This window comes from Dactylosporangium sp. NPDC050588 (genome assembly GCF_040654975.1).
Taxonomy (GTDB): Bacteria; Actinomycetota; Actinomycetes; order Mycobacteriales; family Micromonosporaceae; genus Dactylosporangium; species Dactylosporangium maewongense.
The window spans coordinates 98,004-124,186 of sequence record NZ_JBFAJA010000026.1 but is presented as its reverse complement, the minus strand read 5'-3'; the positions used below and the strand labels follow the sequence as shown (position 1 = coordinate 124,186).

The 26,183-nt window shown below is 74.4% G+C and carries 27 protein-coding genes; 11 read left to right on the top strand and 16 right to left on the bottom strand.

The features are described 5' to 3' along the window. The coding region (locus AB0I21_RS20065; RefSeq protein WP_360563040.1) for a non-reducing end alpha-L-arabinofuranosidase family hydrolase at window positions 1-282 on the top strand (282 nt) is incomplete at its 5' end. Here the strand turns inward: AB0I21_RS20065 and AB0I21_RS20060 are convergent. Beyond that, a complete protein-coding gene (locus tag AB0I21_RS20060; protein WP_360563038.1) occupies window positions 266-1,282 on the bottom strand; it encodes a PaaX family transcriptional regulator C-terminal domain-containing protein in 1,017 nt (338 codons plus the stop codon). The genes AB0I21_RS20065 and AB0I21_RS20060 overlap by 17 nt on opposite strands. A gap of 165 nt (window positions 1,283-1,447) precedes the next feature. On the opposite strand from AB0I21_RS20060, the gene AB0I21_RS20055 reads away from it, so the two are divergent. Beyond that, window positions 1,448-2,788 carry a PHB depolymerase family esterase gene (locus AB0I21_RS20055; protein ID WP_360563036.1) on the top strand — a complete coding sequence of 447 codons (1,341 nt, stop codon included), beginning with the start codon at window positions 1,448-1,450 and terminating at the stop codon, window positions 2,786-2,788. A 180-nt stretch (window positions 2,789-2,968) separates the two neighbouring features. Here the strand turns inward: AB0I21_RS20055 and AB0I21_RS20050 are convergent, their stop codons facing one another. Then, window positions 2,969-3,925 carry a WYL domain-containing protein gene (locus AB0I21_RS20050; protein WP_360563034.1) on the bottom strand — a complete coding sequence of 319 codons (957 nt, stop codon included), beginning with the start codon at window positions 3,923-3,925 and terminating at the stop codon, window positions 2,969-2,971. Between the two features lie 59 nt (window positions 3,926-3,984). Between AB0I21_RS20050 and AB0I21_RS20045 the strand changes: the two genes are divergently transcribed. Continuing rightward, window positions 3,985-4,521, top strand: a complete 537-nt coding sequence (locus tag AB0I21_RS20045) for a DUF664 domain-containing protein (RefSeq protein ID WP_360563032.1) — start codon at window positions 3,985-3,987, stop codon at window positions 4,519-4,521. 81 nt (window positions 4,522-4,602) lie between these two features. Next, window positions 4,603-5,991 (top strand): hypothetical protein, encoded by a 1,389-nt coding sequence (locus tag AB0I21_RS20040; RefSeq protein ID WP_360563030.1) that lies wholly within the window; start codon window positions 4,603-4,605, stop codon window positions 5,989-5,991. A 48-nt stretch (window positions 5,992-6,039) separates the two neighbouring features. Here AB0I21_RS20040 and AB0I21_RS20035 read toward each other — a convergent pair whose 3' ends face one another. The 4 genes from AB0I21_RS20035 to AB0I21_RS20020 form a co-directional block, all read right to left on the bottom strand. After that, window positions 6,040-7,197, bottom strand: coding sequence for a hypothetical protein (locus AB0I21_RS20035; RefSeq protein ID WP_360563028.1), 1,158 nt, complete (start codon window positions 7,195-7,197; stop codon window positions 6,040-6,042). Beyond that, window positions 7,194-7,694: a SigE family RNA polymerase sigma factor gene (locus AB0I21_RS20030; protein ID WP_360563026.1), complete on the bottom strand. Its 501-nt coding sequence runs from the start codon at window positions 7,692-7,694 to the stop codon at window positions 7,194-7,196. The genes AB0I21_RS20035 and AB0I21_RS20030 overlap by 4 nt, the downstream gene beginning before the upstream one ends. Before the next feature lie 151 nt (window positions 7,695-7,845). Continuing rightward, complete coding sequence (locus AB0I21_RS20025; protein WP_360563024.1) at window positions 7,846-9,285, bottom strand: S8 family serine peptidase; 1,440 nt, start codon at window positions 9,283-9,285, stop codon at window positions 7,846-7,848. Window positions 9,286-9,537: 252 nt separating this feature from the next. Next, on the bottom strand, window positions 9,538-10,239 hold the full coding sequence (locus tag AB0I21_RS20020; RefSeq protein WP_360563022.1) for a class I SAM-dependent methyltransferase: 702 nt from the start codon (window positions 10,237-10,239) through the stop codon (window positions 9,538-9,540). Between the two features lie 71 nt (window positions 10,240-10,310). Between AB0I21_RS20020 and AB0I21_RS20015 the strand changes: the two genes are divergently transcribed. Continuing rightward, complete coding sequence (locus AB0I21_RS20015; RefSeq protein WP_360563020.1) at window positions 10,311-10,532, top strand: hypothetical protein; 222 nt, start codon at window positions 10,311-10,313, stop codon at window positions 10,530-10,532. Here the strand turns inward: AB0I21_RS20015 and AB0I21_RS20010 are convergent. The 3 genes from AB0I21_RS20010 to AB0I21_RS20000 are packed head-to-tail and all read right to left on the bottom strand — an operon-like array spanning window position 10,517 to window position 15,800. Next, on the bottom strand, window positions 10,517-11,188 hold the full coding sequence (locus AB0I21_RS20010; protein WP_360563018.1) for a hypothetical protein: 672 nt from the start codon (window positions 11,186-11,188) through the stop codon (window positions 10,517-10,519). The two genes, AB0I21_RS20015 and AB0I21_RS20010, sit on opposite strands and share 16 nt — an antisense overlap. Further along, window positions 11,185-13,944 carry an ATP-binding protein gene (locus tag AB0I21_RS20005; protein WP_360563016.1) on the bottom strand — a complete coding sequence of 920 codons (2,760 nt, stop codon included), beginning with the start codon at window positions 13,942-13,944 and terminating at the stop codon, window positions 11,185-11,187. Before AB0I21_RS20005 ends, AB0I21_RS20010 begins: the two co-directional genes overlap by 4 nt. Beyond that, window positions 13,941-15,800: a hypothetical protein gene (locus tag AB0I21_RS20000; protein ID WP_360563014.1), complete on the bottom strand. Its 1,860-nt coding sequence runs from the start codon at window positions 15,798-15,800 to the stop codon at window positions 13,941-13,943. The genes AB0I21_RS20005 and AB0I21_RS20000 overlap by 4 nt, the downstream gene beginning before the upstream one ends. A 105-nt stretch (window positions 15,801-15,905) precedes the next feature. Between AB0I21_RS20000 and AB0I21_RS19995 the strand changes: the two genes are divergently transcribed. Further along, window positions 15,906-17,162 carry a hypothetical protein gene (locus AB0I21_RS19995; protein ID WP_360563012.1) on the top strand — a complete coding sequence of 419 codons (1,257 nt, stop codon included), beginning with the start codon at window positions 15,906-15,908 and terminating at the stop codon, window positions 17,160-17,162. A 1-nt stretch (window position 17,163) separates the two neighbouring features. Here the strand turns inward: AB0I21_RS19995 and AB0I21_RS19990 are convergent, their stop codons facing one another. Beyond that, window positions 17,164-18,189, bottom strand: a complete 1,026-nt coding sequence (locus AB0I21_RS19990; RefSeq protein ID WP_360563011.1) for a medium chain dehydrogenase/reductase family protein — start codon at window positions 18,187-18,189, stop codon at window positions 17,164-17,166. A gap of 59 nt (window positions 18,190-18,248) precedes the next feature. Here AB0I21_RS19990 and AB0I21_RS19985 point away from each other — a divergent pair, with 59 nt between their 5' ends. Further along, window positions 18,249-18,644 (top strand): MmcQ/YjbR family DNA-binding protein, encoded by a 396-nt coding sequence (locus tag AB0I21_RS19985; protein ID WP_360563009.1) that lies wholly within the window; start codon window positions 18,249-18,251, stop codon window positions 18,642-18,644. A gap of 39 nt (window positions 18,645-18,683) precedes the next feature. On the opposite strand, the gene AB0I21_RS19980 is transcribed toward AB0I21_RS19985, so the two are convergent. Beyond that, window positions 18,684-19,877 (bottom strand): hypothetical protein, encoded by a 1,194-nt coding sequence (locus AB0I21_RS19980; RefSeq protein WP_360563008.1) that lies wholly within the window; start codon window positions 19,875-19,877, stop codon window positions 18,684-18,686. 229 nt (window positions 19,878-20,106) lie between these two features. On the opposite strand from AB0I21_RS19980, the gene AB0I21_RS19975 reads away from it, so the two are divergent. From AB0I21_RS19975 to AB0I21_RS19960, 4 genes are all read left to right on the top strand, one after another. Then, the gene (locus AB0I21_RS19975; protein ID WP_360563007.1) at window positions 20,107-20,562 is read left to right on the top strand and encodes a TerB family tellurite resistance protein; all 456 of its coding nucleotides are present in this window, start codon (window positions 20,107-20,109) and stop codon (window positions 20,560-20,562) included. A 214-nt stretch (window positions 20,563-20,776) separates the two neighbouring features. After that, window positions 20,777-21,328, top strand: coding sequence for a signal peptidase I (lepB, locus tag AB0I21_RS19970; RefSeq protein ID WP_360563048.1), 552 nt, complete (start codon window positions 20,777-20,779; stop codon window positions 21,326-21,328). 30 nt (window positions 21,329-21,358) lie between these two features. Beyond that, window positions 21,359-21,691, top strand: a complete 333-nt coding sequence (locus AB0I21_RS19965) for a cupin domain-containing protein (RefSeq protein WP_360563006.1) — start codon at window positions 21,359-21,361, stop codon at window positions 21,689-21,691. Between the two features lie 122 nt (window positions 21,692-21,813). Continuing rightward, a complete protein-coding gene (locus AB0I21_RS19960) occupies window positions 21,814-21,951 on the top strand; it encodes a hypothetical protein (protein ID WP_360563004.1) in 138 nt (45 codons plus the stop codon). 7 nt (window positions 21,952-21,958) lie between these two features. Here the strand turns inward: AB0I21_RS19960 and AB0I21_RS19955 are convergent, their stop codons facing one another. From AB0I21_RS19955 to AB0I21_RS19935, 5 genes are all read right to left on the bottom strand, one after another. Continuing rightward, window positions 21,959-23,101 (bottom strand): DUF6596 domain-containing protein, encoded by a 1,143-nt coding sequence (locus AB0I21_RS19955; protein WP_360563003.1) that lies wholly within the window; start codon window positions 23,099-23,101, stop codon window positions 21,959-21,961. Beyond that, complete coding sequence (locus AB0I21_RS19950) at window positions 23,098-23,505, bottom strand: YciI family protein (protein ID WP_360563002.1); 408 nt, start codon at window positions 23,503-23,505, stop codon at window positions 23,098-23,100. The genes AB0I21_RS19955 and AB0I21_RS19950 overlap by 4 nt, the downstream gene beginning before the upstream one ends. Before the next feature lie 190 nt (window positions 23,506-23,695). Beyond that, on the bottom strand, window positions 23,696-24,244 hold the full coding sequence (locus AB0I21_RS19945) for a hypothetical protein (protein ID WP_360563000.1): 549 nt from the start codon (window positions 24,242-24,244) through the stop codon (window positions 23,696-23,698). A 22-nt stretch (window positions 24,245-24,266) separates the two neighbouring features. After that, entirely contained in the window at window positions 24,267-25,421 is a 1,155-nt protein-coding gene (locus AB0I21_RS19940; protein ID WP_360562999.1) for a winged helix DNA-binding domain-containing protein, read from the bottom strand. Window positions 25,422-25,481: 60 nt separating this feature from the next. After that, on the bottom strand, window positions 25,482-26,162 hold the full coding sequence (locus AB0I21_RS19935) for a GPP34 family phosphoprotein (RefSeq protein WP_344499812.1): 681 nt from the start codon (window positions 26,160-26,162) through the stop codon (window positions 25,482-25,484). Window positions 26,163-26,183: the final 21 nt, after the last annotated feature.

The window sequence follows — 26,183 nt, the reverse complement described above, 5'->3', positions numbered from 1 at the left end:
AGCCAGGGCCGCTACTTCCGGTCGTTCACGTCCTCCAGCCTGAGCGGCTCGTGGACGGCGAACGCGGCGACGGAGAGCAACCCGTTCGCCGGCAAAGCCAACAGCGGCGCCACCTGGACCAACGACATCAGCCACGGCGACCTGGTCCGCAGCAACCCCGACCAGACCAAGACCGTCGACCCGTGCAACCTCCAGCTGCTCTACCAGGGCCGGTCCCCGAGCTCCGGCGGTGACTACGGCCTGCTGCCGTACCGGCCCGGCCTGCTCACGCTGCGCCCCTAGCCTCCGCGACCCGGCCGGCCACCGAGGTGGTGGCCGGCCGGTCACCCGAACCGACGCCGGCGAGGAGGTCGGCGACGGTGTGCGACCGCACGGCCGGCGGCGGCCCGTCGGCGAACCGCCCGGCGACCGCCCGCACGTGCTCCTCGGCGGTGCCGGCCAGCCCGTCGTACACGGCGGTGAACACCTCGAGGGCCGCCGCGCGTGGCCAACCGTCCGGCAGGAGCGCCGCCGGCAGCCGCGGGTCCAGCACGGCGAAGCGCCGGTAGGTGTCCATGACCTCGGTCCGGGCGCGCACCGCGTCGGCGCCGCCGACCCGCCGGGCGGTGACGTCCGGCAGCAGCGGCCGCCACCGCCGCAGGAAGGTCTCGTAGTGCGCCGCGATCGCCGCGACGTCCCAGGCCCGCAGCGGCTCGCGGCCGGTCATGGCGCCGAGCTCGACGTGCCGCGCCCGGAACACGGTGACCGCGCCCGGCGCGACCCCGGCGACCTGCGCCGTGGCGGCCGGCGTCAGCGGGTGCGGCGAGATCCACAGCCCGTCGTACAGCGGCGCGTACCCCAGCCATCGCAGCTGACCTCGCAGCGCCTGGCGGGACGTGCGCTCCTGCTGCGGCAGGGAGAACGCGATCAGCGTCCACCACCCGTCCCAGGGCTCGGTCGCCGCCGCGGACCGCACGATCCAGCGCCCGCCCTCGGACAGGTGGGTGACGGCGGCCGGCGCGAGCCGGTACGAGCTGTGCCGCCCCTGCCGGCTGCCGTGCAGCACGCCGCGGCGGGCGAGCCGGCTGATCGCGGTGCGGGCGCCGGCCTCGCTGACCCCGGTCTCGGCGAGCAGCGCCACGATGGCCGCCGACGGCAGCGAGGCACCGGTGCGCATGGTGTAGTCCGCGAGCAGGGTCACCGCCAGGCCCTGCGGTGCGGGGCCGGACTGCCGCCGGGGCAGCCGGACCGCCGCGGCGTCCTCGTCCGGGAAGATCTCCTCGATGTCGAACGGGCTGGACACGCGACCTCCGGCATGAGAGCGGGACCGGTCGACTGTAGCGAATCCCGTCGATTGACACTTGTAGTGACCCGGGGCAGACTAAGTGCCACGCATGGTTGGGAGCCGCGCTGTCCTCATCGATCGACATGTCCGCGACACGGGTCGCGGCATCGGAGGAGATCGCGCATGCACATCACCTGGAAGCTCCTGATCGCCCCCGCCGCGGCGGTCCTCGCCGCCGGCCTGAGCCTGGTCGCCCTGCGACCCGCCTACGCGGCGACCCTCACCGAGGTCACCAACTTCGGCGCGAACCCCGGCGGCATGCGGATGCACGTGTACGTGCCCGACACCCGCCCCGCCAACCCGGCGATCGTCGTGGCCATGCACGGCTGCGGCGGATCCGGGCCCGGCTTCTACTCGGGCAGCGAGTTCGCCTCGCTCGCCGACCGGTACGGCTACATCGTGATCTACCCGACCGCCACCCAGCAGGCCGGCTTCGGCAACTGCTTCGACACCTGGTCCGACACCGCCAAGCGGCGCGGCGCCGGCAGCGACCCGGTCTCGATCATCTCGATGCTGACCTACGTCGAGCGGCAGTACGGCGGCGACCCGAACCGGGTCTACGCCACCGGCAGCTCCTCCGGCGGCATGATGACCAACCACATGCTCGCCCTCTACCCGGACGTCTTCAAGGCCGGCGCGGCGTTCATGGGTGTGCCGTTCAACTGCTTCGCCGGCGCCGCGGACTACCCGCCCGGCAGCAGCCGCTGCACCGGCAACGGCGGCCTGGACCGTACCCCGCAGCAGTGGGGCGACGCCGTTCGCCAGGCGTACCCCGGGTACACCGGACCCCGCCCCCGCATGCAGCTGTGGCACGGCACCAACGACACCCTCGTGCCGTTCCGGCTGCTGCAGGAGGAGATCGAGCAGTGGACCGACGTGTCCGGGCTGAGCCAGACCCCCACGTCGACGGATACGCCGCAGTCCGGATGGAACCGCCGCCGCTACGCCGACGCGTCCGGCACGGTCCAGGTCGAGGCGTACAGCATCCAGGGCGCCGGGCACAGCCTGCCGTCCGCCGGCATGGCCGCCTCCGCCGTCGCGTTCTTCGGCCTCACCACGCCCGGCGGTGGCCCCAGCGGCTCGCCGAGCGCACCGGGATCGGCGAGCCCGTCGGTGCCGCCGGTGTCCAGCCCGCCGCCCGGCGGCACCGCCTGCCGGGTCACCGACGTGGTCAACCCCTGGAACACCGGGCTGACCGAGAGCATCACGATCACCAACACCGCCGCCACCGCCGTCAACGGCTGGGCGCTGGCGTTCACGCTGCCCGCCGGGCAGACGGTCACGTCGAGCTGGAACGCCACGATCAGCCCGGCCAGCGGCCAGGTGACCGCCCGAAACGTCAGCTACAACGCCGTGCTCGCCCCCGGCGCGTCCACGACCATCGGCTTCCAGGCGACCCACACCGGCAACACCGCCCGCCCGGGCGCGTTCACCCTCAACGGCGCCGCCTGCACGCTCGCCTGACATCCTCGGAGGACCCAGATGGAGCTCTCCCGTCGCCGGCTGCGCGCGGTCGCCGTGCGCGTCGTCGAGTTCGACGCGGTCGAGCCGCGATTCGGCGCGATGCTCCTCGGCTGACAGCACCGGCCCGGTCGGCGGTTTCGCGCCGGCCGGGCCGTCCAGCCCGACGAACCCGGCCGTCCGTCAAACCGGGGTGGGCCCGGCGGCGTCCAGCAGGCGGCGGCCGATGGCGCGGGCCGTGTGGCGCAGCTCAGGGCCGCCCACGATCCGGAAGTCGCAGGGCAGGGCGGCGAGCTGCTCGGCGTACCACCACGGGTTGCCGGTGGAGCCGACCAGGCGGCACGACGCGTCGTCCAGGGGCTCGAGCCGCCCGAGCGCCGCCGGCACGCGACCCGACAGCTCGCCGAGCGGGCGGTGCAGGACCAGTTCGGCGGTGTACTCCCAGCCGACCGCGAGGTGCTCCTCCAGCACCGCGACCGGGTCGAACGGCGCCGGCGGGTCGAACCCGTCGGCCAGCACCGCCACGGAAATTATGCGGTCGACCCGGTACGCCCTGCGCGCGCCGGACGCGTGCGACCAGCAGATCAGGTACCACCGTCCGTGCCGGACGACGACCGCCCACGGGTCGGCCTCGGCGTCCCACTGCGAGCCGGACTCACCGCGGTACACCAGCCGCAACCGCCGCAAGTCGGCGCATGCCTGCACGAGCGTGGCCGTGACCTGCGGGTCGGGCCGGGCGGCGGCGCGGTCGGGGGCCGGCGCGGTCGCCCGCCGCACTGCGTCGGCCTGCGCGGCGACCTGCTCGGGCAGCGCCCGCACCAGCTTGCCGAGCGCGGCACCGACCGGGCTCGCCGGGTCGCCGGCGTCGTGGTGACCGTCGAGGACCGCCATGACCAGCGCGAGGGCCTCCGCGGCGGTGAACGTCAGCGGCGGCGGCCGCAGGCCACGACCCACCCGGTAGCCACCGTACGGGCCGCGGACCGACTCGATCGGGATCCCCGCGTCGCGGAGCACGGCGATGGACCGCCGCGCCGCCCGCTCAGACACGCCGAGCCTGGCCGCGAGCCGGTCGGCGGTGATGCCCGGGCTCGCCTGGACGAGCTCCAGCGCGAGCAGCGCCCGGGAGGCGGGACTTTCCACGGTCGCCCTTCCGCGAATCCGGACGCGAAACGTCCGGAACCGATCCTACCGTGATCGGCATGATGCTGAATGAGCCACCGCCGGACGCCGGCGAGGCGGAGATGCAGGTGTTCGCCCTCGAACGGTCCCGTGCGCAGTTCGCGTGGAAGACCGGCGGGCTCGACGAGGCGGGGCTGCGGCGCGCCCAGCCGCCGTCCACACTCACCCTCGCCGGGCTGCTGAAGCACCTGGCGCTGGTCGAGGAGCTGTACACGATCGACTTCACCGGCAAGGCGCCCGGCCCGCCGCTCGACGCGCCCGAGGCGGCCACGGACCTCGACTGGGTGTGGCGCAGCGCGGCCGGGGACTCCGCCGAATACCTCTACGACCTGTGGCGCGGCGCGGTCGAGCGCTCCCGGGCCGCCATGGCCGAGGCCCTCGCCGACGGCGGGCTCGACCAGCCCGCGAAGTACCGGACGTTCGACGACGGCAGGCGGCCGAACCTCCGGCGGCTCGTGATGGACCTGCACGACGAGTACGCCCGCCACGTCGGCCACGCCGACCTGCTCCGTGAGGCCATCGACGGGCTCGTCGGCGAGGACCCTCCGCTTTCGTGATCCTTTGGTATTCGTGAAGAGTCCCTCATGCGCCGTCACATCGGTTGCCGAAAAGGTTTTCAGGCTCGAATGTGGACGGACATGGAGCTCAGAGCAAGGCGCCGCCTGATTGTCGGTGTCGTCGCCGGTACGGTGGCCGCCGTCGCACTCGCCGCGGTCGTCTACGTGACGACGGGCGGGGACGGCGGCGGGGGACCGGGGGTCCAGGCGGCGCAGCAGGACGGCCTGCCCGCCGACGGCATGAACGCGGCCGGTCTGGCGAGCGCGGGCCAGTCCGCCCCGGCCTCCGCCTCTGTGTCAGCCTCAGGGCAGACCGCCGGCGCCTGCTCCCGCCCGGTCGGCGCCGCGCCGGTCGTGAAGGTCACCGACGTCGCCACCGGGGTCCGCGTCACCGGCTACGGCCGAGAGGGCGACACCGATCCGCTGCCGATGGCGATCGCGGCGGCGCCCGGCGGCGGGTCGTGGCTGGCGTGGCTCGGCACCGACGGCCGCGTGTACCTCGGCCGGCTCGGCTGCGACGACAAGCTCGTCGGCAGCCCGACCAGCTTCACCGGCATCGACCTGCAGGACGTCGCCGCCGACGCGAACGGCGGCGTGCTGCTGCTCACCCGCAAGGGCGACTGCGGCGGCGGCACCCTCTGCGGCGGCTCGTCGAGCCCGTGCAACACCATGCACATGATCCGGTTCGACAACTCCGGCAAGCAGGTGTGGGAGCGGCAGGTGACGAACCTGACCGGCGACCGCACCGGCTACGACGACGGCGCCAGGTTCATCTGGTGGTACCAGCACCACGGCCGCCTCGCGTACGACGGCACGAACTACGCGGCCTACTTCGGCGTCGCCATCACCGTCAAGAACGGTGCCTGCGTCGACATCCACGAGGGCGACCGCATGCAGGTCGTCGGGCCCTCCGGGGCCCTCGTCCCGGGTCGCGGCAGCTTCGAGGTCGGATGCAGTCACAGCTGGACGACCCGCATCGCCTGGGACCCGCGGGTCTCCCGCTTCGCGATGGTCTGCGCCACCGACAACGCGTGCCGGATCGCGCAGCCCAACCCGTACCGGACCGTCGCCGCCGGCACCTGCGACGGCACGCTCTTCGGCGGTGACCTGGTCCTCGCCGCGTCGAAGGGCTACTGGACCGCGTGGAGCCAGGGCGGCAAGGCCCGCCTCGAACACTTCAGCACCGGCGCGTCCGACGCCACCGTCACGACCTCGGCGAAGACCGGCCATCCGCACCTGGTGGCCTACGGCTCCGGCCGGATGCTGCTGGCGTGGGAGTCCGGCTCGTCGATGACGGCGCAGGTGTACGACACGGGCGCCGCCCGCACCGTCGGCGGCACGTTCACCGTCGACGCGAAGGACCACGCGTACCAGGCGTTCAAGGCGTACCCGGACGGCAGCGTCGCCTACGCGGCGGCCGGCGCGAACGCGACCACGATCCGGATCGCCCGCGTGCAGCCGATGGCCTGACCTGATGGTGGTGGGGCGCCCCCTCGCACAGGGGCGCCCCACCGGCTCTCAGCCGACCGGACGCTCCGGCCAGGTGCCGAGGTCGACCAGGTCGTCGCTGAACGTCGCCCCCTCGGCGAGCGCGAGCGCGTCCTGCTCGGTGACGTTCTCGCCGTGCGTGCTGACGAACAGGCTGCGCCCGCCGGTGCCCGGCACCGCGAGCTGATGTCCTGGCCCGCTCGGGTACCACATCGCGGGCCGACCGTTGACGGTCCGGTTGGGCACGAACTTGTCGCCGTCGGCGTCCCAGTCGCTGACGTTGCCGTAGGTGAGGATCAGCGAGTCACCGCGCGGCCCGCGGAACGACACGGACCCGGACTGCCACGACCGGCCGTCCGTGCCCGCCGGCCCCATCGCCGTCGTGCAGCTGTTCCACTCGGTGCCGGCCGGCACGGCACCGACCCGGATCGGCACCGCGCACCGCAGGGACCGGTCGAGGTGCACGCCCGTGGCGGCGGCGGTGACGACCGAGGCGGCGTCGGCGGTCTCCATCGTGAGCACGGCCCACACCTCGTCGACCGGCTGCCACCACAGCACCCACGTGACCTTCCCCATGGTCCACCCGTCCGGGAACTGCTGGATCGTCCCGGCCCGGCCGGCCACGGTGACCGCGACCGGCGCCGGGCTGTTCGGTGGGCCCCCGCCGGCGGCCAGCCCGCCGAGCTGCGCCTGGTCCAGGTCCTGGCTGAGCACCACCGTCGCGGTGTGGTCGGTGGTCGATTCCCGGGTGCCGGAGCCGGTCCAGACCTCGGCCCGCTCCACCCCGACGCCGGAGCGCCACCAGGCGCCGGTGCCGCCGAACACGGCCAGGTCGACGTCGAAGTGCAGCACCGCCCGGTCGGTCCCGACCGTGTCCGGCCGTTGCGCCGCACCCGGCACGTTCGCCACCGGCAGGGCCGCGGCCCTCGGGCTCGACCTGTTGGCCGACACGTTCGGCGGTGCGGCGACCGTCGGTGTCGTGCCGCCACCGGGCAGCAGCCCCGGCACGGTCATCCCGCCCACGGTGAGCGCCGCGGCGGTGCCGGCGGCGGCGAACGCGAGCCTGCGCCGCCGGGCGGCCCTGACCCGGGTCATGGTGCCGGCGCGCAGCGCCGCCACGTCGACGTCACCCTCGCCGTGCGGGCGCAGCGCGTCGGCGATCGAGTCCGCGAGCTCGGTGTGGTTCATCCGGTCCTCCCCGTCAGTACCGGCTCGGTCACGCCGAGCCGGAGGCGCAGCGCCTGCAGCGCGCGGGCCGCGTGCGTGCGCACCGTGGCCTGGCTGCAGCGCATGATGTCGGCGATCGTGGCGTCGTCGAGGTCCTCGTAGTAGCGCAGGACCAGCACGGTGCGCTGCCGCTCGGACAGCCGGCGGATCTGCCGCCACATCGCGTCGCGCTCGACCGTCTCGGTCCCGTGATCCCCGGCGGCCGGCCCGTCCACCGGCTCGCCGACCGCGGGCTCCCGGTTGCTGCGCCGCCGCCACCACGAGTGCGCCGCGTTGGCGATGACCCGCCGCACGTACACGTCGGGCTGGTCGGTGCGCAGGATCCGGCTCCACCGCGGGTACGCCTTCGCGAGGGCCTCCTGCACGAGGTCCTCGGCGCGGTGCGGGTCACCCGTCAGGACCCGGGCGAACCGGATCAGACTGGGCCCGCGCGCCGCGATGTACTCCTCGAATGTCACGCTGGGAACCTCCTTCGCGGGTCCAGACGCAACACGGCCCTCCGCCTGTTGACACGCGTTCTGTCGCCGATACGACGCTGTGCCACGCGGGGGCAAAAACGCGGCAGCCGCCACCGGGACGGTGACGGCTGCCGGACGGGACAGGGTGGAGCTACCGCACGACGTTGTAGGCGTTGATCTCGCCGGCGCCGTAGAACCCGTTACGGTTCCCGCCGGAGCAGGTGGCCTCGTAGCCGACCAGCTTCGGGACCGGGTTGTAGACGCCACTGGGGCACGGCAGGCTGACGGAGGTGCGCTCCAGGAACGAGGCGAGCGCGCCCGGCGTGAGGTTCGGGTGGGCGGACAGCGCGAGCGCCGCGACGCCCGCGGCGTGCGGGCCGGCCATCGAGGTGCCCTGCTTGTAGCCCCAGCCGTTGGTCTTCGTCACCGTGTTGAAGGTCGTCGACAGCACCCCGTCGGTGATCGTCGACGGGCTGCCGCCGGTGCGGAAGCGCGTGTCGCCGCCGGGCGCGGTCACGTCGACGACGCCCTGGCCGTAGGAGGAGTAGTAGCTCTTCTGCTTGGTCGGGCCGACCGCGGAGACGGTGAGCACGCCAGGTGCCTCGGCGGGCAGGTCGACGCAGGCGCCGGTGATGGTGCGGTCCTCGACCGGGAAGCTGCCGTCGTTCGGGCTGCCGCTGTCGACGAACTTGTGCTGCAGGTCGACGTTGGAGTTACCGGCCGACGCGACGTTGAGCACGCCCTTGCTCTGCGAGTACCGCAGCGCGCGCTGGACGGCGGTCCAGACCGGCCGCTGCCGCTCGTCGTTGCGGCAGTTGAACTCCCACGGGTCGATGAAGTAGCTGTTGTTGGTGACCCGCATGCCGTGCTCGGCGGCCCAGATGAACCCGCACACGGCGGCCTCCGGGTAGATGAACCCGTCGTCGTTGACGACCTTCACGGAGGCGACCTTCACGCCGGGCGCGACACCGGCCACGCCGACGCCGTTGATGGCCGCGGCGATGGTGCCGGCGACGTGCGTGCCGTGGTCCGACGTGGTCGGGTTCCAGGCGGCCTCGGTCGTGTCGACGACGCCGCCGACGCAGGACGCGCTCTTGTCCTTGGCGATCTGCGTGACCAGGTCCGGGTGCGTGCTCGAGATGCCGCTGTCGAGCACACCGACGACGACGTCCGGGCTACCGGTGGTGACCTTGTGCGCCTGCGGGACGTCGATCTGCGCCATGTCCCACTGCTGGCCCCACAGCGGCTCGCCCGTCGGGTCGCCGGTCGCCTGCACGGTCGCGGAGTCGACGACGGCCACCGTCTCGTCGTCGTCCAGCGCGGTGGCGAGCCCGCCGGTGGAGGCGACCGCGTCGACGCCGGCCCCGGCCACCGCGGACTGGAACGCCGGGTTGGTCGTGCGGGCCACGAGCACGCCGATCTGGTCGTAGCGCGCCACGACCGTGCCGCCGGCCGCGGCGACCCGGCTCACCGCCTTGGCGGTCGACTGCCCCTGCGGCGCCAGCACCAGGAACGTGCTCTCCGGCCCGACCGCCCACGCCGGTGCCGAGGTGGTGGCCACAGCCCCGGCCCCGGCAACCAGCGCCGACACGACTGCCAGCGTAGTTCGACGAGAATGTCTCACCGTGTTCCCTCCGTCAGGAATATCCGGTTGACGACGCGACGCGGTAGCGCCGCACGCCGGAAACAGCGCAACACCGGCCACTCGCGTTACACCGCCCTGACGAACGGTGGTCGCCGCCGCTTCAACTACGTCCGCGTGAACGAGCTCGACGTGTACGCGGTTCAACTGGACGGCAGGCACGGAGCGGGCGGCGACGGCCCGCCCGCCCGGTGGAACCGGTCAGAACGGGTGGAACTCGGTGAAGGGCGGCTCGACCGGGGCGTCGGGAAGCCGGAGGGCACGGCAGCGGGGCACCGCCTCGGCAGCGGGGTCGTCCGCGACGTGCCGCAGGGTGCCGGCGGCGAAGGCGCCGGGGATCGCCGTCCAGCCCAGGTGCCGCTCGTAGTAGCGGACCGCGGTGCGCACCGACGGCGTCCAGTCGTCGTCCATGACGACCAGCCCGCCCGGCCGGACGAGCTTGCGCAGGAAGTAGAGGTCCACGAAGACCTCGTGGAAGCGGTGGCTGCCGTCCACGAACGCCGCGTCGGCGGTGAACCCCTCGGCGACGAGCTCCGGCAGCGCGACGGAGGACGGCGAGCGCATGAGCGTGGCGACGGAGTCCAGGCCCGCGGCGCGCAGCAGGTCCCAGCCGACATCGGAGTACGCCTGGTCCTGGAAGGGGTCGACGATGACGTGCCGGGGGTGCGGCCGGTCGACCGTGACCAGCGCCTCGCCGACCGCGAGGGCGGAGCTGGCGTAGGCGAGCCCGACCTCGACGACCGTCCCGGCCCCGTCGGCGATCAGCAGGTCGCGGAGCAGATCGCAGTCCCGCTCCGGCATCGTGACCGTCTGGAAGTCCAGCTCGTGGTCCCGCGTCCGCGGCGGACCGTCCTGCGCGAGGCGGCGGCGCACCTCGCGGACCCGTGCCCCGCGCTCACTCATCTGGCCCCCGCCCCCGATCGACCAGCACCGTAACACGGTCCGGTGTCGGGTTTCGGGCGCTGCCACGGCGGTTGCGGCGCGTAGCGGCCGACCTGGCCGCCCGCGCCCTGGTGGAGGCCGGCGACGACCGCGACGCCCGGGCCCGCGCGCTCGTCGCGTCGATCCAGGCGGCCTGGACCCCGGCCCGCGACATCGCCAGGACCGGGGAGCTGCTCGGCCGGCCGCCCCGCACCTACGAGTCGTTCGTCCGTGCCACCGCCGCCGACTGGAGCGCTGGTCAGCGGCCCGACTGAGCCTTGTCGACCGTCTGCTGAGGAGACTCCTGACCGGGCAGCGACGCCCCGCCGCTGCCCTTGGTCATGGCGGCGCTGCCCGCGAGGTCGCCGACGCTCCGGGCGCCGTGCGCGTCCGCCTGGACGTCGTGCTCGTCGTTGCCGAGCGCCCGCGAGGTGACACTCTCGATGGCCGCGAGCACCGAGTGGGCGGCGTCGTCGAGGGTCTGGAGCGTGTCGGCCCGCGGGTCGCCGAGGGTGGGCATCGCGTCGATCTCCTCCTGCTGCTCGACGGCCTTGGCGATCTGGGCCGCCTGCTCCATCCAGGTCGCGACGTCCTTGTCGTGCTGGGTGGGCACGCTCGCGACCGCGCCGTGGTCCTGCACCCCCGTGGAGTACCCGGCCGGCTGCTCACCGTCGGCCGGGTGCGTGACGCCGGTCTGGCCGCCGTCACCGATCGGGGAGCCCGTGGCGGTGGCGCCTTCGCCGGACGGCTCGTGCGGGCTGGTCACGTAGTCGTGGAAGTCGCGGTCCTGGTCGGCGGCGGCGCTCGCCGCGGTGTGGGCGGGTGCGTCGCTGTGATGGTCGCTGTGCGAGTCGGTGGCGCTCGACGACGACATCGAGGTGGACATCGAGCTGGACATGGAGTCGCTGGACATGGATCCGGAGTCGCTCACGGTGTGCTCCTTCGCTGGGCCGGGGTCAGCAGGTGGATGGTGGGCCAGGTGCAGCCGTCGAACTGGGTCAGTGCGGTGCCGACCCGCTCGGGCCAGTCGCCGGCGTCCGGTGCACCGCCGACCGCCGCCTCCACAGTGGACGGTCGCCGGGCGCCGAACGTCACGAGGTCGCGCCGCGGCCGGTCGCGGTGCTCCTCGGCGAGCCAGCCGGTCACCGCCGCCAGCTGCTCGGCGCGGGTCGTGCCGGGGATGATCCGGTGGAGCTCGCGCTGCCACCGCGCCGTCCGCGGGTCCGGTCCGTCCGGCCCGCTCAGGGAGAGCGCGTGCCGCACCCGCTCCCACCGGTACGGCCGCGCGAGGAACGTCAGGGCGTCGTCCCCGCACCGGTGCCCGCCCGGCGCCCGCAGGGCCGCGCACACGTGGGCGGCGAGCGCGCCCGGGCTCACCGACGGCTGCAGCACGGACGACCGGACGGCGACGGCGTCGTCGACGGCGTGGGAGATCGCGCAGTCCAGGACCCGCGCGCCGGCCGCCCGGCCCGCGAGGGCCTCGCGGAGGTCGGGCCGCGGCGCCGGCGTCGGGTGGCCGGCGAGGTGCGCCAGGACCGCCAGCTCCGCCCACAGCGCCAGCCACGGCTCGGCGGCGAGCAGCTGCCGCGCGGTCCGCATGTGCCGCAGCGTGCAGGCCGACCGCAGGCACGCGTCGCCGCACGTGACGCTGCGCCGGCCGATGACGGCACCGACGTCCGCGACGGCCGGCCTGTCGGCGTTTTCGGCGGCGGTACCGCCGGGCACCCGCACCAGGAGCGCGTGGTCGGCGCCGTCGGGGAAGACCGCCGCCTCGCCGGGCGCGAGGGTCAGCAGGTGCCGCGACTGCTCCTCGTCGAGGTTCATGGCGGCGCCGACGAGGTCCCGGTCGTCGGCGGCGGCGAGCCGGTGCACGACCTTGACCGCCGTGTTCTTGACGACGTCGGGGACGAGCTTGCCGGGGATCTGCTCGACGACGACGATGCCTTCGCCGTACGCGCGGACCTCGGCCAGCAGCGCCGCGAACAGCTCGACCGCGTGCGCGGCCGGCCCGGGCGTGTCCGTGCCGGGGCGGCGCAGCAGCCGGTGCGCCTCCTCCACCACCGTCAGGTGCCGCAGGCCGCGGCCGGCCGGCGCGACCCGCAGGTGCTCGACGAGCCGCATGACGACCGCACCCATCAGGAACGCCTTGTCGGTGTCGTCGCCGACGTCCTCCAGCTCCAGCACGACGTCATGGGACAGGAGCCGGTCGACGTCGATCGGGTGGCCGCCGTCGAAGAACCCGCCGACGCTGCCGAGGCGGAGGCTGGCCAGGCGGACGGCGACGAACCCGCGCACGTTGTCGGAGATCTCCCGCCCGTAGCCGACGTCGCGGACCACGGCCTCGGCGACGCGCTGCAGGTCGCCGAGGGTCGGGTAGCGCGGTCGCTGCCCGGGGTGCACCGGCGCGCCGAGGGTCAGGTCCCAGCCGAGCTCCTCGTAGCAGCGGTGCAGGGCGGCGGCGAGCACCTGCGGGAACGGCTCGTGCGCCGCGAACGCCGCCAGGAACAGCGCCCGCAGCAGCTCGACGTGCGTCTGCAGCGGGAAGCCGGGCGCCGGTTCGAGCGGGTTGAGACCGGCCGGCGGCGCGTCGGGGTCGTTCGGGCGGATGACGACGGCGCCGCCGAGCCGGGCGTACTCCGCCTTCGCCGGCTCCAGGACCAGCCACGGCAGCCCCCGCCGGGTCGCCTGCCGGAGCAGGTGCCGCACGGTGTGCGACTTGCCGGCGCCGGTCGTGCCGCAGACGAGCGTGTGCCGGTTGAGCGCCCCGAACGGCAGCCACAGCTCGTCGCACGGGTGTCTCGCGCGGTCCAGGACGGCGCCGAGCCGCACGCCCTCACCGGTCGGCTGCTCCGGGGTCACGTCGAACGTGTGCGGGGTGACCAGGCGCAGCCCCGGAAGCTCCCGCCGGGGCGGGCGGAGCAGCGCGGTGAGCAGCGGCGCCCCGGCGGTGAACCAGCCGCCGGCGTCCAGCGCCTGTCGCAGCGGCCGGGCCTGGTCGCCAGGGATCAGCCGGTACGGCAGGCCGTCGAGTTGCGCGACCGCGCACAGCATCGCGGCGGTGACGGCCGCCTGCCGCGGGACGGTCCCGGCGACGAGCACCTTGACCCGCCAGGCGCCGCCGAGCTGGGCGCGGGTCAGCTCTCTGTGCCTGGCCTGCTTGCGCTCCAGGGTGCGGCGGCCGGCCTCGCTCAGCTGCGGCCGGTCGAGAGCCACGATGTCGGTGACGAGGCCGTCCAGCTCGGGCTCGACCGCCGCGGCGGGCAGCGGCACGGCGACGACGAGGAACGCGAACGGCTCGCTCAGGTGCCCGACGAAGCTGTCGAACGCGCCGCGCACGTCCTCGCCGCCCCACAGCGGGTCGAACCGGCCCTCGCACACCACCCAGTGCGGGAACGCGTCCAGCAGCGCGGTGACCGCGCCCGCGTCGAACGGCTCGGCGACGGCGCCGGGCGGGAACAGCACCCCGCCGTCCACCGCGGGCGGGAACAGCGGCCGGCCGGCCAGCAGGAGCCGCAGCCGGCGGTCCGCCGGTGGGCCCGTCCAGACCGCCATGACCGCGGCGTCCGGGTGGCCCGCGAGGGCGGCGTGGGAGCCGTCGACCGCGGCCCGCAGCTCCTCGTCGCCGGCCGGTCCGGGGACCTCCAGCAGGCGGTGGAACCGGAACCCCCGCAGCGCGTCCCCGCTCACCCGTCCCCGCCCCGCAGCGCCACCCGGTCCAGCAGGCAGATGCCGGGGTTGCCGTCGGCCAGCTCGACCCGGCGGCCGCCCGCCGTGTTGTCGACGAGGACGAACGAGGTCTCCGGCAGGCCCATCAGCTGCTGAGGGTCGACCAGGAACTCGTACACCCGCGACGACACCGAGGCGGAGCTCACCTGCTGCGTCGAGGACCAGCTGCGCACCCCGGACCACGTGTGCCCGCGCGACTCGGCGAGTCCGGTGGTGGCGCCGCGTTCGCGGACGGCGCCGGGCAGGGCGTCGGAGGCGCGGTCGGTCGCGCCGGTGAACGTGTCGCCGCCGCCGTCGGTGAACGCCCGGCCCACCTCCCGGGTCACCTGGCTGACCACGAACCGGTGCTCGCGGCCGATGAACGCGGCGGCCACCTCGGCGTCACGGTGGTTGAACAGCTTCATGACGCAGACCGCGCCGCCGGTGCCGACGGTCCGCTCGATGTCGCCCTGCGGCTGGTCGATCATCAGGATCAGCCTGATCCCGGCGGCGCGGGCGTTGTCCGACAGCATCTCCAACGTCGCCGCGCCGAGCCGGTCCGCGCCCGCCACGACGAACACGTCCGCGAACCTCCGGCCGCGGTGCATCGCCGCCTGCGCGAGGTGGGCGAGCATCCGGTCGACGAGGTCCTTGCGGTCGTCCCGGCCGCCCGCCGTCGCCACCACCGACAGCGCCGCGTCCGCCCACAGCGGCCGGCTCCCCACCCGGACGGTCTCGCCGTCGCTGAGCACGGCCAGCTGCCCGGCGACGAACCGCAGCTGCCGGACCGACCAGTCGTCGTCGCCGACCTCGCCGACGCGCTCGGCCAGCTGCCGCAGCTCGGCGGGGGTCAGTACCGGAGCGGCCGTGGCCCTGCGCAGCACCTGCACCCCGGCGGCCAGCCGCGCGAGGGTGACCGGCCCGTCGAGGGTGCGCAGGACCTGCCGGAGCAGGTCCCTGGTGAGGGCCCGCTCGTGCCGCAGGTCGCCGGTCTCGTCGCGCCCGGTCAGGGTGTACGTCACCACGTCGAGCAGCGCCTCCTCGCCGACGCCGGCGAACAGGTCGACGCCCGCCCCGGGCAGGTCGACCCGGTGTGTGGCCCGCCCCCGGGCCCGCGCGACCGCTTCGAGCCCGCCGCCGACGTCGCGCCCCGTGAGGTCCAGCAGCGCGATCCGCTCCCCGCCGGCCAGCACCGACGTGCCGAGCGTGACGAGCAGGCTCGCCCAGCCGTGCCGGCGCGGGTCACCGCCGATCACGTCCGTGCGGGCCGGCGGCACCTCCGGGAGCACGGGGATCCACTCCGGTCCGTCCCTGCGCGCGTGCACCCGCTCGTCCCGCCGGCGGATCGCGTCGTTCCACTCGGCGGCGGCCGTCGCGTACCGCCGCCGCTCCAGCCTCCTCGCCCGGCGGAACGGCGCCTCGAACTCCCGCTGGTTGCGCAGCGCCACGTAGTACGCGCCCATCCGGGGCAGCACCTTGAACGCCAGCGCGAGCAGGCCGATCCCCGCGAACAGCCGCACGGCCGGGTAGGCGTCCCCCTCGAACCCCTGCTCGGCCAGCCACTGCCGCACCCGCGGCAGCAGGACGCCGGCCGCGACCAGCCCGCCGAACACGGCGAGGACCTGCCCGATCAGCGCCCAGAACGCGACCGACACCGCCCGCCGCAGCTCGCTGGTGTCCGGCCGCGGCGGCTCCACCCACTCCGGTCGCTCCGACAGTACGAGCCCGTCGGGCCGCTCGCTCTCCACGACGTCGACGCTGCGCCACCCCCACCGCCCCGGCGTCACGAAGAGCCGCTCACCCAGCTCCGCCGCCCACGGCACCGCCTCGTCACCCATGCCGCGAGTCTCCGGCCGCCGCCCGACCCCCAGAAGAGGAAAATTCCCTATCTCCGGCCGCCCGCGCGGGCGATGGGATTCGCGGGGGTCTGGGAGGATCCGGGGATGTACCGAGCGGTTCGTGCTGTCGTCGTGGTCGCGATGATGCTGGGTGCCGGCGGGTGCGCGCAGCAGGTCGGCGACGACGGGTGGAGCGCCGACACCGCGGGGCGCAAGGGGCTCGGGAAGGTGCCGGCGACCGAGCTCGGGTTCGTCAGGCACGGCGGGGCGGTCGAGTGGCCGGCGGTGTCCGACTGGATCCCGCAGGGGCAGGGATTGCAGCGGCTGCTGCCGGTCGGGGGGTGCGTGCTCGGGATCGGCACGTACCAGAACGGGTTCCGGGCGGTCGGGGCGAACTGGACTGGGAACGAGGCGTGTGACCGGCTGGCGATCGACCCTGCGCCGGGCGGGAGCGCCGCCGGTGGGGACCGGCCGCCCGGGAAGGGCGGCGGGTGGGCCGGTGGCGGGATCGGCGGCGACGGGTTCGTCGTCGAGGCGGAGGGGAGCGTCCTCGCCGCCGGGGGCTCCGGGCTCTACCGGCACCGCGGCGGCGAACCCGAGCAGCTGGCCAGGCTCGACCTGTCGACCACCGGGTTCGAGGGGCAGGGTTCGCGGAGCCTGGTCAGGGGGATGGTCCGGACGGCGAGCGGCAGGATCGTCGTCAACGCCGACCTGACCGCGAAGAAGGAGCAGCCGCCGGCGGTCCTCGTCTCCGACGACGGGGGCGTGACGCTGCGGCGGGTCGACCTGCCGGCGGCGCCGCGGCAGGGCCGGGCGGAGCGGCAGCTGCTCGCGGTGCTCGCGGCCGACGGCGACACCGTGGTCGCGATCGGCTACGGGTGGGACCAGCCGGGGGCGTGGCGGTCCACCGACGGCGGCCGGACCTGGCAGGTGTCCACAGTGGACGGCATGCCGGCGAGCCTCGTGCTGACCCGGCTGGTGAAGGCCGGCGACCGGTGGCTGGCATTCGGCGGGATCGAGGGCGGCGGGCAGCAGGACTCCACGTACGTGCTGACCAGCGTCGACGGGCTGACGTGGACGCGGGGCACGGTGGAGGGCATGGGGGCCGGGCGGGTCTCCGACGTCACCGTCGGCCAGGACGGGACCGTGGTGGTCGTCGGCGTCATCGACGACTCCCGGCAGCACAAGGTGGACGAGCGCAACGACTACTGCGGCGTCGTCTGGCTCGGCGACGGCGCCGGGGCGTGGCAGCGCGGGGAGCTGGGCTGCGGTGACGCCCCGCCGCAGGCGGTCGCGACGCTGCGCGACGGGCGGGTCGTCATCGCCGGCAACCGGGACCTGTGGGTGCGGGCGGCGACGTAGGTCAGCCGGAGGGCACCAGCAGCACCTTGCCGATGTTGTGGCGCTCGCCGAGGCGGCGGTGCGCGTCGGCGGCGCGGTCGAAGGGGTACACGCCGTCGATGCGCGGCCGCACCACGCCGGCGTGCCACAGGTCCATGAGCGCCGACAGCTCCTCGCGGAGCAGGTCGGGGCGGCCCCACAGGTGGCCGAGGTTCACGCCGCTGACCGTGCGGTTCTGGTTCATCAGGCCGAGCGGGCTCAGCAGCGGCACGCCCACCGCCTGCCGGGCGAGCCGAAGGATGCTGCGCCGCTCACCGGAGGCGGCGTTCGCGAAGCCGTACGCGATGAGCTGCCCGACCGGTCGCAGCAGCCGCATCCCGCGCTTCCAGTCGCGACCGCCGAGCGGGTCGAGGACGATGTCGACGCCGTCCCCGCCGGTGAGGGCACGGACCCGGGCGGCGTAGTCCTCGGTGCGGTAGTCGATCGGATGCGTGCAGCCGAACTCGCGCAGCACCTCGTGCTTGCCGGCCGACGCGGTCCCGAACGTCACCACGTCCGGCACGGTGCGGCACAGCTGCAGCACGGCGAGGCCCACGCCGCCGGCCGCCATGTGCACGAGGATCCGGTGGCCGGCGCGGAGGTTCGCCACGCGGAAGAGCATGTGGTACGCGGTGAGGTAGTTGACCGGGATGGCGGCGGCCTCCTCGAACCCCAGCGCGTCGGGCAGCTCGACGACCTGCGCGACGGGGGCGCACACCAGCTCGGCGTGCCCGCCGAAGCGCACGAGCGCGAGCACCCGGCTGCCGATCGCCGGGCCGTCGACGCCCGGGCCGTGCGCGTCGACGACGCCCGCCACCTCGTAGCCGACGACGCACGGCAGGCGCGGCGCGTCGGGGTAGAGGCCCTGCCTGGCCATCACCTCGGCGAAGTTCAGCCCGGCCGCGTGCACCCGGATGCGGATCTCGCCCGCGGCGGGCGACGGGTTGGGCGTGGTGCGCACCTCGAGCACCTCGGGGCCGCCGGCCCTGGTGATCCAAACCGCTCGCATACACCGACTCTAATGTGGCTTCTCCGCCGTGCGGTCGCTGATCCGGCTATCGTCGCTGGGTGGCCCACCCCATCATGTTCGACGACGCCGACCCGATCCTGGGCCGGGTGCGGGAGCTCGCGCTCGCCCTGCCCGACGCCGCGGAGAAGATCTCCCACGGGCACCCGGCGTTCTACACGACGAAGGTGTTCGCCTACTACGGCGGCTCGGTCAAGGTCGATGGCACCTACCGGCAGCACGAGCGCTCGGTGCTCGTGCTGGTCGACCCGGCCGAACGCGAGGCGCTGCTGGAGGACGCCCGCAGTTACGTCCCGGCGTACCTCGGCCCGTCCGGCTGGATCGGCGTGGACCTGGACGGCGACACCGACTGGGACGAGATCGCCGAACTGCTGGACGCGAGCTACCGGCGGACCGCCGGCCGCCGCCGCGTCGCTCTCCTGGACCAGGACGCCTGATCGCGGTCGCTGTCCATGGTCCACGCAGCCCTCCCGGTCTTACGGCGTGCGCAGCCAGAGCGTGGTGCCTCCGATGGCGGCGACGCGGCCGTCGGCGAGCTGGGCGAGGGACGTCGGCACGCCGTGGCAGCCGAGCGGCTCCGCCACCCAGGCGTCCGGGTCGCGCCGCCACACCGTGGCACACTCACCGTCCGCGCTGACGGCGTAGACGGACGGCGGTGGCGCCGGCGGGCCGCCGAGATCGAACTCCGGCCGAGCGGGTGAGCGCAGCGCGTACACCGAACGGAACGGCCTCGCGCCGGCCGGCACCGTGCGGGGATCCCGCTGCCAGGTGACGCCGTCGGCGGAGGTGAGGACCACGGCGTCGCCGCCCGGGCCGGCGCCGGTGGCGACGAACGCCGAGCCGTCGTGCACGACGCCGGTCAGCTCGGCCGCCTCCGGGTGCGCCCGGACCTGCCAGGTGAAGCCGCCGTCGGCGCTGGACCAGATGACGGCGGTGCCGCCCGCGCGGCCGACCACGACACCCGGGCCGATGTCGAAGGCGGAGCGTTCGGGGCGGAACACGTCCGGCGCGCCCGCGACGCCGAGCGGCTCCGCCGGGCCGGTGCCGGGCAGCGGCAGCGGGCGGTCCCACCAGTGGCTCCCGCTGGGCGACAGGTACACCGTCGGCTCGTCGCCGTGCCGTCCGACGACCGCGTACTGACCGTGGATGGCACCGGCGGCCACCGGCACGTCGCCACGGCCGTCGGGGGGTTCGCGGAGCCGGCCGGACACCCCGCCGGCCGGGCCGCCGAGGGTCGTGTCGCCCCACGCACGGTCGCCGGCGGTGGCGGCGGCGACCGTCAGCCAGGTGCCGTTGCCGTCCAGGTCGGTCGCGTCCACGACCGTTTCGCGCTGGGTGATCTGAGGGTTCGTCGGCGGCACCTCCACGGGCCACTCGAGCCGGACGGTGTCGCACGCCCCGGCGGCGACCCAGAACCCGACGTGCCGGCGGATTCCGGCGTCGACGATTCCGGTGGCGGAGAAGCAGCCGTCCGCCGACGGGTACAGCAGGACCGCGCTCACGGTGGCACCCGGCGGCGCCGCGAAGGCATCGGGGATGCGCCGCCACAGCACGTCTCGGCCGTCCGGTCCGCCGGCCGGTCTGTGCCGAGCCGTGACCGCGATCGTGACCGCGGCGCCGGCGAGGACCGCAAGCGTCGCCGCGCCCGCCCCCACGAGCCGCCACCCCACACCCTCGACGGTACCGGCGATCAGGCGACGAGATACCCGGCACGCTGATCTCAACGGTCAACCTCACATGTGGGTGAAATGTCGCTAATTGTCCACAGAGGTTCCCATGTTGCGGCAGCGTCGCCGGTACGGGGTGACGCCTGTTCGGGCCGCCGGTCGCTCGCAGCTTTCTGTCAGGCGGCGCGGGTAGGCTTCCCGGCGGGGGCTTCGAACGATGGGGGATGGCAGCATGGGATTCTTCGACCAGCTCAAGAGCCGGACGCAGGAGATGAGCGGGCAGCTCAAGACGCGGGCCGGCCAGTTCAAGAGCAAGGAGTTCGCCAACGCGAGCATGGCGATGTGCGCGCTCATTGCCGCCGCGGACGGCAGCATCGACCCGTCGGAGCGCCAGCGCACCGAGGGCGTCATCACCAGCAACGACATCCTGGCGGTCTTCCCGCCCGACGAGCTGCGGCAGAAGTTCGCCTTCTACGCCGACCGGCTGGTCCGCGACTTCGAGTTCGGCAAGGTCGAGGCGATCGCCACGATCGCGAAGCTCAAGTCGAAGCCCGACCACGCCCGCGCCGTCATCCAGATCGGCATCATCATCGGCGGCGCCGACGGCAACTTCGACGACAACGAGAAGAAGGCGGTCCGCGAGGCCTGCTTCGCCGTCGGCATCCCACCGGCGGAGTTCGACCTGTAGCAAGCCCTGCACACCCGGCGCGGCGGCCCCGGCCCCGCGCCGGCACTGTCACCGAATGTATTGATCTGCGTGCTGAACGTAGCCGCGTCGCCAACGCCACAACGACCGCCGCCAGTGCCGGGCAGATCCATTGGCATCGACGATGTACGCTGCGGCCGTGCCTGCAACGGGGAACGTGAAGAGCAGGCGGTCGCGCTGGACGGCAAACATCGTCATGCTTGTCGTGGCGGCGCTGGTGGCGATCGTCGTGCGCACCTATCTGGTCCAGACGTTCTTCATCCCGTCAGGCTCGATGGAGCAGACGCTGATCATCGACGACAAGGTGCTCGTCAACAAGGCGCTGTACCGCTTCCGTGACCCCGAGCGCGGCGAGATCATCGTCTTCCGCCCGCCGGCCGCGTGGTCCGCCGGCCCCGACGAGGACTACATCAAGCGCGTCATCGGCGTCGCCGGCGACCGCGTCAAGTGCTGCGACGACAAGCACCGCGTCACCATCAACGGCACCGCCCTGGACGAGGACTACCTCTACCCGGGCGACGAGCCGTCCATGACCCCGTTCGACGTCACGGTGCCCGCCGGCCGCCTGTTCGTGCTCGGCGACCACCGCAGCGCCTCCGCCGACTCCCGCGCCCACCTCGGCGCCTCCAGCGGCACCGTCCCCGTCGACCGCGTCGTGGGCCGCGCGTTCGTCACCTGCTGGCCCCTCCCCAGATGGCGCAGCCTCTCGGTGCCCTCGACCTTCGCCGGCGTGCCCGACCCGCACTGACCCACCACCGCCACGATCTACGCTGCCGGGATGCGGATCATCGAAGGCGCGGGGGAGTGGAAGGCGCCCACCGGGGCGGCCAACGACTGGGTGGAGCACCTGCGGGTGCGGGACCTGTCGGTGGGGACGTACTGCATCCCGGCGGGCGGGCTCGACGACCAGAGCCCGCACACCGAGGACGAGATCTACGTGGTCACCAGGGGCCGGGCCCGGATCGTCACGCCGGGCGGGTCGGCGGACGTGGGCCCGGGGTCGGTCGTGTTCGTGCCGGCGGGCGAGGAACACCGGTTCGCCGACGTGACCGAGGACCTGGCCCTGCTCGTCGTGTTCGGCCCCGCGTACGGCAGCCGCGGCGACGCCTGAGACGCCCGAGCGGTTGCACGGCAGGGCGTGCAGTCGGATGTTGATCAGCTGTGGTGCGGGCGACCGGCGGCGTTCGTACCGTGGCGGGCCGGAACAACCAGATCAACACTGAGGAGCACGACATGCATCGCAGATGGGCACGCGTGGCCGCCGTCGCACTGGTCGCGGCGGCGGCGTCGGTACTGATCGGAGCCGGGACCGCGCAAGCGTCCGGCAAGGTCTCGGTGCAGGACTTCCACTTCGTGATCGCCAACGGCTGACGGCCGGTCAGCGGCGGTGGCGGACGCGGGCGGCCTGGCGGGTGAGGTGGTCGCGCTCCGGGACGCTGGTCGCGGCGCGGGACGCCTCGGCGTAGAGGTCCGCGGCGCGGGCCAGGTCGCCGGCGCGCTCGTGCAGATGGGCCGCCACCGCCGCATACCGGGGGACGGCGGGGTCGACGCCGCCCAGCGCCGCCAGGCCGGCCCGCGGGCCGTCGGCCTCGCCGACCGCGACGGCCCGGTTGAGGCGCACCACGGGGCTGTCGCCGGTGAGCGGGAGCAGCTCGTCGTACCATTCGACGATCTGCACCCAGTCGGTCGACTCCGTGCTGCGCGCGTCGGCGTGCAGGGCGGCGATCGCGGCCTGCGCCTGGTATTCGCCGAGCCGGTCGCGGGCCAGCGCCGCCTGCAGGATCTCGACGCCCTCGGCGATGAGGGCGGTGTCCCAGCGGGACCGGTCCTGTTCGCTCAACGGCACCAGCCGGCCGTCGGCGCCGGTACGGGAGGCGCGCCGCGCATGGTGCAGCAGCATCAGCGCGAGCAGCCCGGCGACCTCAGGCTCCCGGGTCAGCGCGAAGAGCTGGCGGGTGAGCCGGATCGCCTCGGCGGCCAGGTCGACGTCGCCGCTGTAGCCCTCGTTGAACACGAGGTACAGCACCCGCAGCACCGTGCCCAGGTCGCCGGGCCGGTCGAGGGACTGCCCCGCGATGCGGCGCTTCGCGCGGCTGATCCGCTGCGCCATCGTCGCCTCCGGCACCAGGTAGGCGAGGGCGATCTGCCGCGTCGTCAGCCCGCCCACGGCGCGCAGCGTGAGGGCGACGGCCGCGGCGGGCGGCAGCGACGGGTGCGCGCACAGGAAGTACAGCCGGAGCGTGTCGTCGCTGCCGGGCACCGCCCCGGCGGGCGGCTCGTCCTGCACGGCCAGCTCCCGGTCCCGCCGGGACGCCTCGGAGCGGGCGGCGTCGACGAACTTGTGCCACGCCGCGGCGACGAGCCAGGCCTTCGGGTCGCGCGGCGGGTCGTCCGGCCACAGCTTCAAGGCCCGGATCAGCGCCTCCTGCACGGCGTCCTCGGCCGACGCGAAATCCGCTCCGCGCCGGACGAGGACACCGATCACCGCGGGCACGAGCTCCCGCAGCAGGGACTCGTTCATTCGCCGACCGAGGGCAGCTCGGTGTAGAACGGCCGGACCTCCAGCCACTCGAGGATCGGCCTGCCGCCCGGGCCGGGAGCGGCGGACAGCTCGCCGGCCACCTCGAGCGCCCGGTCCCACGACTCGACGTCGATGACGTACCAGCCGGCGATGAGGTCCTTCGTCTCGGCGAACGGCCCGTCGGTCACCGGCGGCCGCCCCTCCCCGTCGTGCCGCACGAACGCGCCCTCGGGCGACAGCGCCTGCATCTCGACGAACTCACCGGACTTCTCCAGCTTGGTCGCGAAGTCGCGCATGTACTGGATGTGCGCGTCGACGTCCTCCGGCGCCCACTGATCCATCGGCGGGTAGTCGACCGCCGGCGCCGGTCCACCACGGTAGTGCTTCAGCAGCAGGTACTTCACGGTGTGCTCCTTCGTTCTCGACCGGTTGTCCCCCTGGGACGGAGCCGGCTCCCCGTTCTCGACACCGTCAGACACCCCGGCGAAAAAATATGTACCCCGCGCCGCCGACCTCACCCAGCCCCCACGCCGCCAGCCCGACAAATCCCCGGCCACAAGCATCCGCACCAGGGCGGCGCCGGAATCCGGGCGGTCACCGCCGTGGGCAGCCGCGCCTCACCTGGTCCTGCCAGCTGGTGCCGTTCAGCTGGATCGTGGTCGTCACGGGGCGTCGGACCCCGTCCTCCGTCACTGCCACCAGCCCGACCCGCAGCGGCCGGCTCGCGGCGTCGTCGGTGCAGGTGATGGTGGCGCTGACCCGGAACCAGCCCGCCGCGCCCGGCTCGATCCGGTGCTCGCCCCAGACCATGACGTCGGCGACCACGCCCGCGCCGGCCACCTGGACCGGCCTCGGCCCGCCGTTGAGCACGGCCGCGGTGCCCTCGATGGTCAGCCGCTCGCCGTCGCTCCGGATCGCCTCCAGCCCGGCCACCGTCGCGAACAGCGACACCTCCGCCGCTTGACGCTCCTCCTGCCGCGCGGCCTCCCACCGCTGACCGGCGACGCCCCCGACCAGCAGGCCGAGCACCACGAGCGCCACCGCCTTCACCGGCACCCGGCGCCGCCACCGCCCGGCCACCGACGGTCGCACGGACCGTTCCGCGGGCTCGTCGAGATCGATGACGTTGACCGCTTCCCCCATCGGCACACGGTACCCGGGGCGGTCAGGCGCGCATGGCCGGGGAGTTGTAGATGGTCGGGACGCGGAAGCCCGCGCACCACTGCGTCAGGCGGTCGGCCTCGGCGGACAGCAGGCGGCGGGCGTCGGCGGGGACGTCCTCGAGGAGGCGGAGCTGCACGACGCCGGCGGGGTCCTGGGTCCAGCAGCCGACCACGCGGCCGGAGAACCAGGCGGTGGTGCCGGCGTTGCCGCGGCGGTCGAAGATGCCGGCGCGGTGCGGGCCGAGGTAGAAGTCGCGGTGCCGCCAGCCCATGACGGTCGGGTCGAGGACGGGGAGCAGGGCGGCCCACGGGCCGGGGTCGGGGAGGTCGTCGAGGTCGTCGGGCAGGAGCCAGCCGGTGCCGCCGCCGTCGAGCGAGACCTGCACGGCGCCGAGGGCCGCGAGGGCGGCACGGACGATGCCCTTGGTGGCGCCGAGCCACCAGACCAGGTCGTCCTCGGTGCCGGGGCCGAAGGTGAAGAGCCAGCGCCGCACGATCTCGCGGTAGCCGTCCGCCGCCACGACGTGCTCCGCCGGGGGCAGCCACGACGACATCAGGGTCCAGCGCGGGCGGGACAGGTGCCAGCCGCCGGCGTTGGCGGCCCGGACGATGTCGCCGGCGGCGCCGAGCAAGGTCAGGACGCGGGTCGACACGCGCGGGTCGGCGGTGGTGATGTCGAGCGTGATGTCGATCATCGGTACGGCGCGGCGGATCTCGGTCGGCTGCAGGCCGTCGGGTGCAACGGCGAGCGCGGCGAGGACCTCGGTGCGGGCGCGGTCGAGCCATTCGTCGCCGTCGGTGGTGGTGCCGGTGGCGACGAGGTCCCTGACCAGGCGGGTGCGTTCGCCGGCGGCGACCCGGGCGGACGCGCTCGGCCAGGCGGCCGGGAGCAGCTCGCGCGGGAACACGAAGAGTGTCCGGCGCATCGCGAGCTGTTTGACCAGGGTCCGTTCCTGGTACAGGGCGCGGTCCACGTCGGCGGGGGCCAGGTCCGTGGTCCGGGCCTGGCACGACAGGTGGACCGTGGCGGGCTCGGTGGCGTGCAGGACGGTCATCGCCCCGGTGACGGCCTCGGGGGTCGCCACCCTGAAGTCCGGGGCGAGCGCGTGCCGGACCGCGAGCCGGGCCCGGCGCTGGTCGTCGGACACGTGACGCACCCGGACATGCTGCCACAGGGCCGGACGGCGGGCCGGGCGGCCCGCCGTCACGAGCGGGGGTCAGGCGCGGGCGGTGCCGAGCGCGGTCTGGATGGCCTGGACGAGGACGCTGACGACGAGCGCGACCGACGGGCGGATCGAGGACTCCTCCATGCTGACCGTGCCCGTGAAGCCGGCGTTGTCGCTGATCTCCTCCAGCCGCCGGTGCGCCGCCGCGATCTCGTCGCCCGACAGGTAGAGCGCCGGCTCCATCCGCGCCGCCGCGACCAGCGCCGCGAGGGCCGCGGTCCGCTCGTCGGGGACGTCGTCGCCGGTCAGGGCGCGGCCGAGGCGGGCGCGCACCTCGGTCTCCACGGTCGCGTCGGCCATCGGATAGCGGTGCACGTGGATGAAGCCGAGCTGGACCTCGTCGACGTCGGTGAGGATGCCCCGGGAGCAGAGGTCGGCCAGGACCCGGTCGCGCAGGCCGTGCCGGAGCCGCTGCAGCCATGAGGCCGGGGTGTGCGGCGTGTCGCCGACGACCCGGGCGAGGACCTCGTCGGCGATCGGCTCGCCGGTCGGCGCGTCCTTGACGACGACGATCATCCCCCCGGCGTATGCCAGCCGCCCGGCGAGCGCCAGGTCGACCAGGACGCCCGCGGCCATGCCGAGGTCGAGGCCGATGTGGGAGCCGGTGGCCTTCCCGGTGTCGTCATCGTAGGCGAGCAGGAGCAGCTCCTCCGCCAGTGCAACGGAACTCATGGCTCGGAACGGTAGCGCGCG